Origin of the sequence: Prevotella sp. KH2C16, from assembly GCF_900113305.1 — a bacterium.
In the GTDB taxonomy this organism is placed as follows: domain Bacteria; phylum Bacteroidota; class Bacteroidia; order Bacteroidales; family Bacteroidaceae; genus Prevotella.
On record NZ_FOOW01000039.1, the window covers coordinates 1 to 12,553 of the forward strand.

Consider the following 12,553-nt stretch of genomic DNA (forward strand, 5'->3'; position numbering starts at 1 on the left):
GGCAAGGCCGACAGACACACCATCGCCAATGCATGCACCAGAGGCTACCTCTGCCGGGGATGGAAGCTCATGTACGAGGATGACTGGTCGCCGCTCGGAGACTACCGCTACAAGCCTACTCCGGGGCGGAACCTTGACGGGTCGCTGAAGCCGGGGCACACCATGTCCCCCATCTATGCCGCACGCCAGTCGGCTGAGACGAGGAAAATGAGGTCGGACAAGGCACGGGAGCTCTGCAGGCGGCTTAATGCCACCCCCGGCAGCAACTGGGGACGGTACCTGGACAAGCGCAAGCCCGTCGAGTGCCTCACCACGGGAGAGCGGTTCGCATCCATCGGGGAGGCGGCAGCGAGGTACAATCTCCCCCAGAATTATATCAGCAGCGCAATCTCGAGGAACGGCACGGTGCACGGGCTGAAATTTCAGAAAATATGAGCAATAGGAATTTTTTAGATACACCCTGCCCCCGCTGCGCATGGTACGGAGGGACGGAGGGCGACAACTTCTGGTGCAACAACCCGGGGTGCGTGAATTATAGGCAATTTATTAAAAGAAAGGAAAGATAATGGACAAGGATGAAATGAGACTGGTACGGGAGACGGAGTTCGTCTACCACCTGTACATCAAGAACACGGACGTCTGTCTCACGGAGGAAGAGCTCCGCAAGCTGGAAAAGGAAATCAGGGAGGGGCTGGAAGATGGTAGTGCTAAGCCTCTTTGACGGGCATTCCTGCGGGCAGATAGCCCTGCGTGAGCTCGGCGTACCAGTAGAAAGGTACTATGCCAGCGAGGTGGACAGGTTCGCCATACAGAATACCATGCACAACTTCCCAGACACGATACAGCTCGGCGACATAAGGAATGTGGACGGACGGAAACTCGGCCGCATAGACCTGCTCATAGGTGGTTCGCCGTGCCAGAGCTTCAGCTTTTCGGGAAAGCGCAACGGCATGACGACCGTTGAGCACGAGGAGGTTACCACGCTTGAGAGGTACATGGATCTGAAGTCCCAGGGCTTCGAGTTCGAGGGACAGAGCTACCTGTTCTGGGAGTATGTGAGAATCCTGCACGAAGTCCGTGAGGCCAACCCCGACGTGTTCTTCCTGCTGGAGAACGTGGAGATGGGTGCGAAATGGGAGGGCGTGCTAAGCTCGGCTCTCGGCATCATGGGCGTGCACATCAACGCCGCACTCGTCTCCGCCCAGAACCGCAGGCGCATCTACTGGACGAACATACGCACGAGAAGGGACGGTCTCTTCGGCGAGCTCGTGAGCGACATCCCGCAACCGGAGGACAGGGGGCTCGTATTAAGGGATGTCTTGGAAAGGGAAGTCCCGGAGAGATACTACCTGAAGGAGAGCGTGGCAAGAAGAATCTTGTCCTGTTGGAAAAGCGCGACAGCGCATGTCCCGGAAAGAAAAATGAGTCCGATAAAAGTAGGCGGAGGATGGGCGGAAGACCTGGTACTGCCCTACGACGACTACAACCACCGCTTTCCGGAAGACAACGGCAAGGTAGGTGCGGTACGGCAGACTTTCGCATCCTCCGCCGAGGGTAACGGATTCAAGATCGTGGAGAATCACTTCCGCATCCGCCGTATCACCCCCACCGAATGCGCAAGGCTCCAGACCGTGCCCGACTGGTACGAGTGGGTGGTATCGGAGACGCAGCAGTACAGACTTTTGGGGAACGGGTGGTGCGTCGAGGTCATCAAGCACATCTTCTCGTTCCTGCCCAAGGATATGTTCAACAGACAAAAACAATAATAATCATGAAAGAATCGAGAATCATCATCATGCTGATGCTGGCCGTCCTGTTCGGGCTTACCGTGATAGCCGTACAGCTCTCCAGCGTAGTAGGAATCCTTAACGAGTGCATGCAATACGATTAACGGAAAGGAGGATTATATGAAAGACTTTGGAAAGTACATCATCGAGAAGTCAAGAGAATACTCCGGCGATGTGGCCACCCAGCTCGCCTACAGGCAGGGTGCCGAGGAGGCCATGAACTGGGTCAACGAAAGGATGGCGGAATTCATCGCCAAGAAGACGGAGGGGGCAAGCTGATGGTAAAGAGGATAACCTACGGCAGCGACAGGGAGCTCGAGTGCCTGCGCTACCTCTCCAAGTGCTACGACTTCGCCCTCTCGCTGTCCATAAGCCTCGCCCTCAACGAGCTCGACACGGCCGCAGGCATGCTCCGGGACGGCAGGATGTTCCGGCACGGCCTGAAGAAGTATGTGAACAATGCCGTCAGGGAGGGCGACAGGCGGAGGGCTGCCATTACGGGGTACATGGTATCGCGTGGATTTTTCGAGAGCTACGCCGATCGTGTGATAGACCTCGCCGAGAAAGACATCGCCGGCTTCCGCAACTCCGTTCGCCGTGTCATGGAGAAGCACGGCATAGGGGATGCCGGGCTGTATGCACAGGTGGAGACCGCACGGTGTCTCCTGCAGGCCTGCGTGCTCGACTTCAGGGGCATCGCCGAGGAAGCGAGGAAAAAGTTCGGCGTTGCCCGCTCGGGCGACTTCGCCGAGTATGATGTCTCCGCCGTGTATTACTGGTTCGGCAAGGCCGCCGACATCCTCTACGCAGACATCGACAGGGTGCACGGCGACATCGAGCTGCGCACCCCGGCCACCGCCCGCATGTTCAACCGCATCCACAGAAAGATTGCCGACGGGGAGTATATCGGCGGATGCATGGAGACCGCCAGCGAGGAACACCCGGAGTTCATGCGGAACGAGATCAAAAAAGCGGGGAAGTAATCACTCCCCCGCCTCTACGAAGTCAACCGTGCACCCGAGGGCCCGTGCTATCGTCTCGAGCGTGTCGAGCCCGACGGAGTACCGCCCCAGCTCAATCCTCGAGATGTTCCCTTGTTTTATGCCAGTCAGGCCGGCCAGCTGCGTCTGGCTTATTTTTCGTGCCGCCCTAATCTCGGCTATGCGGAGACCTATGCGCCGCCTTGTCTCGTCCCTGTCTGTCATATCAAGTCTTTATGGTTTTCGTACATGTACTCGCCTATCTCCCTCATCACCCGTGCAACCGCCATGTAGTCTGATACGGGCTCGTCGTTGAGCCCGGTTATCTTCTGGCTCTCGTTAAAGCGACCCTGCTCGAACCGCACCACGACGGCGTTCTGGGTGTCCGTGAGCACCCACCAGCCCGGGCGGGTGCTGCGCTGTAGAATAAACCTATCCATCTTAGTGCCCGTCGTGCCGGTAGCGCAGCGTTGATATGTTACTCGTTTATCCAATAGTTGTCAGAGGTCTCCACATCCTCGAAGACGGTGTCGTCCTCTGTGTCTGCCAATGCAATGTAGAGATTAGTAAGGTTATGCCTGCACTCGTCGTCGGACGGGTCGTAGTCAAGATCTGATACCTTCGTGTTTCTTGTAGCTTTCAGCTCTTTGTCAAAAGCCGCCTTCGCTTCTTTCAAGTTGTCGAATTCTGCCGTTTCTTTGTCAAGGCTCTGTAGATATGAGCCGTAGCATTCTGTCGTCTGCCAGCCTAATACATACTTTTTCATAATCTTCTGTTTTTATGATTGTTTCTAATTATTTATACAAATTCTGTTTCTTCAGCATGTAGGCCATGCCCGGTGTCATGATGTCTTCGAAGTCGGCGAACGAAGCCTTGGCGATTGCGTATGCGCCCTGGTTCACGGCACCCAGCTTCCAGTTGCAGGAAGCGCAGCGACCCCAATGGTCGGCCTTTCTATAGACGATGCCGTTCTTCTCGTCAACGAGATATTCAGACCCGCTGCCCTTGGGGCTGACGGTATGCTCGAAACCGCGGCTCATCAGGTCGTGCCAGACCTCGTCCAAATCCTCGTGGCTCATCGTGCAGCACTCGTGAACAACTGCGAATGTAACCTTGGTTGCAAGAAAGTAGTTTGCTGAATTGATGGTTCTCATGTCTCTGTGCCGCTTATAGGTTGCCGCCCTGTTCTAAATTGGTTATTGTTTTATTTTCTATTGCAAAGATAATAATAATTTTTGAATATATCAAATTTGATATAAATTATTTTCTGTTTTTAACTAAGTTTTAACACTTCGGCGTTGATTTTAAGGTTTGTTTATAGAAAATCCCGCCTATCCATCACGGACGGGCGGGAAACCAAACTAAAAATAAAAAAAAAATAAAACTAACCTAACTATGAATCAAAAGTACCAGCATCCGCCGATGCCGATGAATATGTCGGGCTTGCCGTTAACGAGGCCGTACCCCACGCCGCCCGTCAGTCCCCAAGAGAGCCGCCGCCTGCGCTCCACGGTCTTCGTTACGGTAATCGTGCTCCTGTATATCTGTATGCTGTCGAGCCTCGGGCGGTATCCGCTCACCCAAGCCTTATAGCCGCTGTCTGCGAAGACTTCCTGCGTAATCGGGATGCTTACCCGTACGCTGTCCGAAAGGCTGTCCTGCGGCGTTTCTGACCCCTCTGCGGCGGTTTTTCCTCCATGGATGTACACGGGTGCCGCCCTAAGCCATGCGGTGTCGTGCCTGACGACCCTCCGCTCCACGGGGACGGGCGAGGCGTAGCGCACGGTGTCCCGCAGCGTGTCCCGGGTGATGCCCGCGGGCTCACGGTGCCTGTACTGGCATACATTGAGGGCTATGGAGCCCGCAAGCAGCACTATCAGCAGTAAAAGTATCTTCTTCATACACATAAAATTAGCGGCAGCCCCAACAAATAATGTCAAAGAACGCCTTTGTTATTATTTCAAACCGTGAATATCCGTCACGGGTTCATCTTGTTATCGTTATCCAGACCCTCTCCCTGCGGTTCAGCGCACGCTGGATGAGGTCGATGAGCCTGTCCGTCCAGTAGCGGGAGTTGACGACCCCGCCCACGACCTTGTTAAGCCCCGGCAGGATGCATCCCGCGGAATCCGCGGCGGTGTTGCCCGGATGGATGCGCACGCCCTCGTAGCAGGGCACGTTGAGCAGTATCGGCAGCTTCCTGCGGAACCTCGGGGACAAGGTGATGAGCACCTCGTACTCGCCGTAGGGTATCGCCGTCTCGCCGGCCACCTTGCGCTTGCGTATCTCGGAGAGCGGCATGGAGGCGTCGAGCCCCCTGTCCCTGTCCTCCACGCAGTCGCAGAGGTATGTCCCGTTCACGGAGAGCCTGCCTATCGTGTAGGCATCCCTTTTCCACTTCCTATCAATTCTTATCCTCATTCTTATTATCCTCCCTTGTCAGCTTTGCGACCGCCGCCATCCCCGCGGGTATGCCTACGAGGTAGGGGAACGCCGTCTCCCACCATCCGGGGACGGAAGCCCCGCTTGCGGCGAGCGTACCCTGTATGGCTACGGCGACCGTGGCGATGCCCGTGCCGGCCTTTATGATGTTGCCGAAAAACTTCGGGGTCTTAGCCCTCCAGCGTGCCGCGACCAGCCGCCATAATGTCTTTATCCTGTCCATAAGAAACTATTTCCTGCTGTTCCACTTCTTCTCCTCACGCCTGCGGATAATCTCTATCCTGTCCTCCTTGACGATGTTCTCGGCCTCGTCCTTGTCCAGCCCGAGGCGGCGTATGGCGAACATCTTCACGAAGGTCTTCAGCGACAGGTCTATCCCGTATGGCTTGAGGATGTTGCCGATAACCGACAATCCCTCTATGCCGCAGATGAACAGGCACGACCACTTGGCAATCGCGGTGCCGCCGTTCGCGGACACATCCACGAAGCACACGGCACACACGAACGCGAAGTAGGTAACGAGCTTCCCCATGGTGCTCCTGAACGCCGTGCTGATGGAGATGTGCACATGCAGCTTCAGCGACTTGCGCAAGCCCGCCACGAAGTCCGCGCCCACCACGAGCGTGATGGCTATTATCCACGGTATCATCAGGCGGAGACTCTGGTCTATCAGCAGCCACATCAGCGAGGACACCACGGTGCTCGCACCCTGTATCGTACTCTGGTCTCTCATCCGCAGTCAAAAATTAATCACATGCCCAGCGCGAACAGGAACGCCACGGCCGCGCCTACAAGGTCTGCGAGCAAGTCCTTGGCATCGAACCTCCCGTAGCGAAAGAAATCGACCACCTCCTTGGCCACGCCGCAGCAGGTCGCCGCCACGAAGCCGATGAAGCCGCATGCGGCGTTGGCAAACAGTTCCGTCTCCCCGCCGTAGCTCCACAGCGACTTGGACACCAACGCCACTACGGCGGCGATTACCAGACACGCCACGATGTGATACCAGTGGCTCATGTCTCCGAAAAACTCCTTAATCTTCTTCATTTTTACAAAATATTTAAGTTAAAACTAAAAATCAGTTACGCTTCCTCCACGAACTTCTGCGCCACGAGGATGGCAAGGTCGTACATGCAGTTCGGCAGGTCTCTCAGGCACTTGTAGACGATGCCCGCCTGCTTATAGTATTTTTCTGTTACCAACCCCATGCCTGCCCGGAACTCTATCGGGCTGTCCTTGGAGCTCCCCGCCTCCGCGGTTTCCGCCGTGCCGCCCGTCTCCGGGTCGTACACCTGCGCATAGCGGGGTATGTCCTTGAGGTTCCACACGCAGTTGGCAAGTCCCTCGACGCACTTGTACAGCACGCCGTCCTGTGTGTAGATAAGGCCCTCCTTGAGCTCCATGCCGACCTGAAAGCTGATGGGGTTCTCAATCGTGCCCTTGGTCGGGTCGGTATCTCCGATCTCCGCATAGAGGGCTGCCGTGTACACGGACGGCTGGTGCTGGAGCTCCGGGGTGTGGTCTTGCAGAACCTTGTAGAGCCGGCCATTGAACCACAGCCTCTCGCCGGCCTTGACCTCCATGCCGACCCTGCTTGACCAGCTCGGGAACAGGGCGGGCTTGGCCGCCGCCTCCTCGTCGGAGAGCTCCGTAACCTTGTCGGCGAGCAGTTCCTTCAGCTGGTTAATCACCTCGCCCGTGTCGGGTTCGGCCCGTACGGGTACCTCGGGCTCGTACTCCTCTTTTTCGTAACCCATCTGGACGAGCATGTCTTCCGTGGGGTTGACTATCACCATGCCGTCCACCTTGATGTAGCGGCCGTTGTAAATCTCGTTGTCTTTGTTTCTGAATCGTATCATATCATGTTTTGTTAGAATTTCAATTTCTTAAACTCGACATTCGGAGAGGCACCGAAATTATCTTTCTCCTCGAAGCTCTCGATATTCTCTTCCGATGCCCAGACGCACAGCAGATTCGGACACTTTGGCCTGAATTGATAACTATTGTGTATAAATACTGTACCTTCATACAGGAATATTATTTTTTGTAAATGGGTAGCCCAGAAAGTGAAGGCGTTGAATCTATGCAGCTGCCTTGGGAATGAGACCAGATGAATATTAATCGTAGTGTAGGAATTCTGTTCCCTGATATAGCTTCCACCAATGCTCTGTATGGCAGTATTCAGCTTCACGCGCCCCAGCCCGTTCTCATAGGTGTTGCTGACGACTTCAAGCCCCGGCTGCGAGCCGTATCCCCCTGTAGGTAATACCTGCTCGCAGACCTTCCCGTCCGTGGAGACATACCATATCTCATCGTCCGGCTGCCGCGAGAAGTCTATGCCTTCTATCATCCTGAGTGTCTTCATCATTATTTGTCTCCTATTGTTCCTCATGCCGCCCTCCTTTCTCCGAGGATGACGACACGGGCTTTTTTGTAAATATTATTTACCCCCCCTACATACTCGCTCACGGGACGCACCTCGGTTCCGAACCAAAGTATGTTCGGCGCGGCCCGGTATGCCTCCAATGCCATGTCCGGGACATAGACAGGTTGTTTCTGACGAAGGGCATAGCCCCCATTGGTAATAGCCGGAGGGACAAGCCCCCTGAACACGAAAGTAAGGTTGCTGTTGTTACCCAGGGCGTTGGTATTGATTGATTTGACAGTAGTCGGGATCTTTATGACGACGCCCGCGGTTTTATCAAAAGCTCCCAGCAGGGAGAAGTTTCCTATTGAGGTTATACCTTCGAGAAAAACGACGCGCTTGAGTTTGTTAATGTACAGATAGGTCATAGCCCTTTCGCATAAGTTGAAGGCGCTCCCGAAAGTAATCTCCTCCAGGCTGGAGAACTTGAAGAAAGGATTCCAGACGACTTTCGTCAGCCCCGTGAAATACCGGAACTCATGGAACCTCACGATGTTCGGAGCCTCCGGATGACTCCGGAAGTTGCTTTCGGTAAGGGTCCTCACCCCAGCCATGTCTCGCGGCGTAACCTCGCCGTCCCCGTCGGAATCGCACAGGCCGACGCACAGGGCCTTGGCATGCTCGTCCTCGAACCGTATCGGGGTGTCCATCCATATCCTGCGGGCGGCATTCTCCGCCATCAGCCTTCTTCTGATGTTCCTCATAATGCCCAGCTGTATATCATTCCGTAATACTTCTTCGAAACCGCATCATAGCGGATGGAGAACTCGTAGTGCGTGTTGGCCACGATGCTCATGTCGGCCTCGCCCCAGTTGACATCGGCGGGGAAGGTGATGGTGGGCGCGGTCGCCCCCGTGTCGAATCCTCCCTCGTAGTCGTTGGTGTTAGCCGTGTCCGTCGGGGCCTGCAGGGTGAGCGTGTACGCCCCGCCCGTCTCGGGGATGGAGAAGCGGTAGAACTTGTTCGGGAGCAGGTTGACCGTCGTCGATGACACCTGCACCACCGGCTTCTTCACCGCGTCGAGGTTCTTGTTGAACTCCGTGCTCTTCTCCTGCAGGAATGTATTCACGGGTTTCTTGCACTCGTTCACGAACTCCTCCGCCCCTGCCACTACTATTCGCTCGCCCTGCACGAACGGCAGGGTAACGCCCGATATGCTGTCCGCCACCGGGAGCTCGGAGGGGTTCTTGATTTCCAGTTCTGATACTTTTGCCATATCTCTTTGTTTTTTTGATTATATTTTATTCATGCTTGATGTTCAGTCTGATTTACGGGCGGATGGCAATGAGCGGAACGGTCATCTGCTCCGTGTAGTCCCCGCCGTTGAGACTCAGCAGGTACCTGTCCTGCCCCGCCCCGTAGTAGTCTTTCAGCAGGCTGACTTTCAGCCTCTCCGCCGCCTTACCCTCCTCGTTCGGGTAGTTGTAGACGATGGCCGTGGAGTGCAGGTGTCCTGACGGGTCGGAGGTGTCCCACACGCCGATGTAGGCTCCCTGCCCGTCCTCCGGAAGCCTGTTGCCAGTCGGCTTGTTGTCTCCGTCCACCGCAGGGCTGTCGTACATACCGTTGTACACGCCGCCGTACTGGTACAGCCTGCCTCCCTGCCCGTCGAGGGTATAGGCCTCGGTGTACAGCCATGATGTATGCCTGAGCGTGCCGTACTGGGTGGTCTGCAAATCACTCCACAGCTCGACGGCGGTAAGCACCGTGCCGGGCGGTATGGGACCGAGGCGGTTGGATTCCTCCATGCTGTAGGGAGTCGCGTGGCCGATGATTTGCTGCATGCCCATGCGGCCGAGGTTGTATAATGGCGTTACTCCGTCTTTGTCGTAGATGATGAAGTATACTTCACCCCCTGGGCCTACTCCCTGGGACATGAACATCTTCCCGGTCGTGTCGTAGTATGCGACGGAGTTGCCCACGAAGCGGATGTTCGGCCTCTCGGTCGAGAACAGGTGTATGCCGACGGCCTCGAGCCCGGTCTTCAGGTCGGTTATCGACAGGGAGAGATTCGTGATGCTCATCTTCAGCTCCGTCAGGAACGCCTCCGCGTCCTCGGGTGCGGGCTGCCAGTCTACGAGCATGTTCCCAGAGGTGAGCATGGGCTCGGCTATCTGCATGCCTCCGTTGCGGATGTTAAAGAAGTTCACCTCTATTTCGTAGACGCCCTGCGGGACGGTGAAGGTCTTGTGGAACCTCTGCCATACCCTGAGCTCGGACGGCCTGATGCTCTCCGTGGCGAGTATGGTACGGCCGCCCTGCGTGTCGGCGGCGTAGGAAACCTCGATTACGGCATCCTTGTCAAAGCTGGCGGGGTCGCCGTGCGACCATACTGATGCGGTGTACTTCTTTCCGGGCTCCACCTCCGCACGGAAGTATGCGCCCTTGTACATGTCCCCGGTCATGCCCGTGAGCGAGCAGTCGACGCTGTTGTGTCCGCCGTGCTTGACGCTTGGCCAGATAGGAGCACCACCCCGGAGCTCGAACCAGTCGGGGTGCTCACGCTCGAACGCCGTCCCCTTGAGCAGGTTCCGCCCTCCGCCGGCCATGCCCTGCACACGGGCGGAAATCTCGCCGACCTGCCCGTTGATGTCGAGGGCGGCCACGGCCGAGAAGGTAACGGGCACCGTCCTGCGGTCGAGGACATTGCCGTCCTTGTTGAGGAGCTCAACTATGATGTAGTCGGGGTGCGGGACATGCGTATAGTCCTCCAGCACATAGGATGCCGACGGGGTGTCGCCGTAGCCCATCACGGTGTCGGCGGGCGTGCCCGTGTCGCCGCGGTAGCGTACCTTCATGCCGCTTGCGGACGCATCTTCCATCTTGGTAGTTGCTCCCCTTACATGCTCTATCTGGTAGGACAGGTTCACGGTGAGATTTCCGCTGCCGTCCACCTGCGCCTTCTCCGTCCCGGCACGGAGCCTGTATATCTCTGCGGACTGACCGTCCGTGCCCTTGACCTCGCTCCACGAGTATGCGGATGCCTCCATGGGCGGATAGGGTCTGTCCCATGCCGCCACGCCGAGCCATGCGCCGGTGGTGAGCCCGAACTGCTGGTCCTCGGGGGCGGGAGTGTATTCCGTGGCGGTGTCGCCTATCTCTATCTTGATGTCTTTAATAACAAGTCGCACTCCTGATGCAAGTGGTTCACCCTCCCTTTTCGACAGACTGATGTTAGTATGACTTATCTCGGTAAGGACATGTCCCGAGAGGTCAATAGTCCTCGAATAGCGCATGCCGGGAATTGTGTCCGCATTTTTAAACTGAGCGTTCTTGTTAAAATTACTCCATACTCCCGTGCCGTCTGCGAATTTAAAATACAGGTCTACCATATAGTGAGAGACGGACGGGTCGTTGAGGTTCTCGCCCTCGACATACGCACTCAGGGTTACCTTCTGCCCGCTTACAGCGTTCACGACTCCCTCGGGAAGAGCGAAAGAGTATTGATTCGGGATACCGTTAAACTCGCAGGCGCGCTTCCCGATGTACAGGTTGCGCCCGTTTCCGTACTCCCCGGTCTCCGCCCAAGGCTTCGCCGCCGTGAAGGTCTGCCCCCCGTCGTCGGAGTAGCGGAAAAAAGTATAGGAGCTGACGGCGTTGCCCTGCTCTCCCTTGTCGCCTTTCTCGCCCCTGCCGACCTGCTTGTGCCATACCGCCGAGCCGTCCTGCGGCCTGTCGGCCACCGTGGCACCCGCAGGCCTCGTGCAAAGCCATATCGAGCCGTCGCAGTCCACCTGCGAGTAGTAGGGGTACGGCCGTGCCGTCCACGCCCCCATGTAGCAGGGTACGCGGTGTTCCTCGGGCGTGCCGTCCGGGGCTTCGGAGACGATGGTGAGGCGGTTGACTTCCAGCTCCACCGTGTCGCCGATGTGCTGCCTGCGCTTGCCCTCGTAGGTAAAGCCGTCGATGCCCCTGTACTTGCTGATGCCGTCGTCCGCGTCGATGACCAGCAGCCCCTGCCTGCCCTTGTCCACCTGGTTACCCTCCTGCGCGATGTCATCGCCCGTCATGGGGGCGTCGTTGTCCGCGGAGGGGTCGTAGCCCTGCAATACCTGCGCTGCCGCCGTCGTCTCTATCCACAAATCGCCGTTGTAGTCGAGGTCGGCACTGTAGTACCTCCCGTCCGCCGTGCGGTAGATGTCGTCCTGCTCCGGCACGAGTACCGTGTACTCCGTGTCCGTGGTATAGGTGATGACCTCGGGCTGCGTGCCCGCCCCGTCCTCATGGGCATAGAGGTACACATCCCCCGCCTTCGGGACGAGATTGTATCTTGCTGTTATCCCGTCCCAGTCCGGCATATCGTCTTCTTTGCCATAGAAAGCCAAGGCTTCTCCCTTGATTATCATAGGCATCTCCACCACGGGGCTCTCCTCGTTGGACAGGTCTACATAGTGGTACTCCCGGCCGTCCTCCAGCGTCTCCGTGCCCTTGCCCACGACGAGACGCCAGTAGTAGCGGTTCGCCGCATTGTGCGTCGTGCCCTCCGTGAGGTTGCTGGTCTGGCACTTCGCCTGGTCCCCGGCCTTCCAGCAGTTGTCCACCGTACGCTCTCCGTCCGTGCGCAGGAAGTAGCAGCGGTACCATGATGGGGTCTCGTTCTCGGACACCTTGCCCAGCACCGTTACGCTGCCGTCCTGTACGGCTATCGCAGCCCCGCCCACGGCGAACACCATGTCCGCTATGGGCGTGCCGTCCTGCCTGAAGGACTTCACGGCGAATATCGTGTTGCCGGCCTTGCCCAGGGAGAGGTTACCGGAGGTGTAGGTCTTCTTCCTGACCTCGAGCTCGGCGATGCTCATCTGCCTGCGTACCTTGAGGTTGTCGACCTCGAGCGTGCCCGTGCCGTCCTCGCTCTCGTAGAGGGAGTAGCCCAGACCCTCGTCGCCAGCCGTGTAGCGGCTGCTCGTTACGGAGCTTGCCAC

Annotated in this window: 18 protein-coding genes and 1 pseudogene; 5 read left to right on the forward strand and 14 right to left on the reverse strand. The window is 57.1% G+C overall.

Translation table 11 applies throughout. From position 1 onward, the window contains the following. The 5 genes from BM114_RS14490 to BM114_RS13630 all read left to right on the forward strand — a co-directional run. A partial coding sequence (locus BM114_RS14490) for a hypothetical protein (protein ID WP_177207098.1) occupies positions 1–435 on the forward strand: 435 nt, incomplete at its 5' end. A 145-nt stretch (positions 436–580) separates the two neighbouring features. Further along, positions 581–721, forward strand: a complete 141-nt coding sequence (locus tag BM114_RS14495) for a hypothetical protein (protein WP_177207127.1) — start codon at positions 581–583, stop codon at positions 719–721. After that, entirely contained in the window at positions 699–1,766 is a 1,068-nt protein-coding gene (dcm, locus tag BM114_RS13625) for a DNA (cytosine-5-)-methyltransferase (RefSeq protein ID WP_092114262.1), read from the forward strand. The genes BM114_RS14495 and dcm overlap by 23 nt, the downstream gene beginning before the upstream one ends. Before the next feature lie 141 nt (positions 1,767–1,907). Continuing rightward, positions 1,908–2,066, forward strand: coding sequence for a hypothetical protein (locus BM114_RS14500; protein WP_177207128.1), 159 nt, complete (start codon positions 1,908–1,910; stop codon positions 2,064–2,066). Then, on the forward strand, positions 2,066–2,770 hold the full coding sequence (locus BM114_RS13630; RefSeq protein ID WP_092114264.1) for a hypothetical protein: 705 nt from the start codon (positions 2,066–2,068) through the stop codon (positions 2,768–2,770). The genes BM114_RS14500 and BM114_RS13630 overlap by 1 nt, the downstream gene beginning before the upstream one ends. On the opposite strand, the gene BM114_RS13635 is transcribed toward BM114_RS13630, so the two are convergent. The 14 genes and pseudogenes from BM114_RS13635 to BM114_RS14505 all read right to left on the reverse strand — a co-directional run. Then, on the reverse strand, positions 2,771–2,992 hold the full coding sequence (locus BM114_RS13635; RefSeq protein WP_092112621.1) for a helix-turn-helix domain-containing protein: 222 nt from the start codon (positions 2,990–2,992) through the stop codon (positions 2,771–2,773). Continuing rightward, complete coding sequence (locus BM114_RS13640; protein ID WP_092112619.1) at positions 2,989–3,207, reverse strand: hypothetical protein; 219 nt, start codon at positions 3,205–3,207, stop codon at positions 2,989–2,991. Before BM114_RS13640 ends, BM114_RS13635 begins: the two co-directional genes overlap by 4 nt. Positions 3,208–3,245: 38 nt before the next feature. After that, positions 3,246–3,533: a hypothetical protein gene (locus BM114_RS13645; protein WP_092112617.1), complete on the reverse strand. Its 288-nt coding sequence runs from the start codon at positions 3,531–3,533 to the stop codon at positions 3,246–3,248. Between the two features lie 28 nt (positions 3,534–3,561). Continuing rightward, positions 3,562–3,921 (reverse strand): hypothetical protein, encoded by a 360-nt coding sequence (locus BM114_RS13650; RefSeq protein ID WP_143089295.1) that lies wholly within the window; start codon positions 3,919–3,921, stop codon positions 3,562–3,564. 246 nt (positions 3,922–4,167) lie between these two features. After that, a complete protein-coding gene (locus BM114_RS13655) occupies positions 4,168–4,668 on the reverse strand; it encodes a DUF6808 domain-containing protein (protein WP_092112613.1) in 501 nt (166 codons plus the stop codon). Between the two features lie 85 nt (positions 4,669–4,753). Next, entirely contained in the window at positions 4,754–5,188 is a 435-nt protein-coding gene (locus BM114_RS13660) for a DUF5675 family protein (RefSeq protein ID WP_092112611.1), read from the reverse strand. Beyond that, positions 5,172–5,432 carry a hypothetical protein gene (locus BM114_RS13665; protein WP_092112609.1) on the reverse strand — a complete coding sequence of 87 codons (261 nt, stop codon included), beginning with the start codon at positions 5,430–5,432 and terminating at the stop codon, positions 5,172–5,174. The genes BM114_RS13660 and BM114_RS13665 overlap by 17 nt, the downstream gene beginning before the upstream one ends. Positions 5,433–5,438: 6 nt before the next feature. After that, positions 5,439–5,942: a phage holin family protein gene (locus tag BM114_RS13670; protein ID WP_092112607.1), complete on the reverse strand. Its 504-nt coding sequence runs from the start codon at positions 5,940–5,942 to the stop codon at positions 5,439–5,441. 17 nt (positions 5,943–5,959) lie between these two features. Next, positions 5,960–6,253, reverse strand: coding sequence for a hypothetical protein (locus BM114_RS13675; protein WP_092112605.1), 294 nt, complete (start codon positions 6,251–6,253; stop codon positions 5,960–5,962). A 35-nt stretch (positions 6,254–6,288) separates the two neighbouring features. After that, complete coding sequence (locus BM114_RS13680; RefSeq protein WP_092112603.1) at positions 6,289–7,065, reverse strand: hypothetical protein; 777 nt, start codon at positions 7,063–7,065, stop codon at positions 6,289–6,291. 11 nt (positions 7,066–7,076) lie between these two features. Then, positions 7,077–7,574 carry a hypothetical protein gene (locus tag BM114_RS13685; protein ID WP_092112601.1) on the reverse strand — a complete coding sequence of 166 codons (498 nt, stop codon included), beginning with the start codon at positions 7,572–7,574 and terminating at the stop codon, positions 7,077–7,079. Between the two features lie 20 nt (positions 7,575–7,594). Next, complete coding sequence (locus BM114_RS13690) at positions 7,595–8,335, reverse strand: leucine-rich repeat domain-containing protein (protein WP_092112599.1); 741 nt, start codon at positions 8,333–8,335, stop codon at positions 7,595–7,597. Then, positions 8,332–8,847, reverse strand: coding sequence for a hypothetical protein (locus BM114_RS13695; RefSeq protein WP_092112597.1), 516 nt, complete (start codon positions 8,845–8,847; stop codon positions 8,332–8,334). Before BM114_RS13695 ends, BM114_RS13690 begins: the two co-directional genes overlap by 4 nt. Before the next feature lie 52 nt (positions 8,848–8,899). Beyond that, a pseudogene (locus tag BM114_RS14505) lies at positions 8,900–12,553 on the reverse strand (hypothetical protein); the annotation flags it as partial.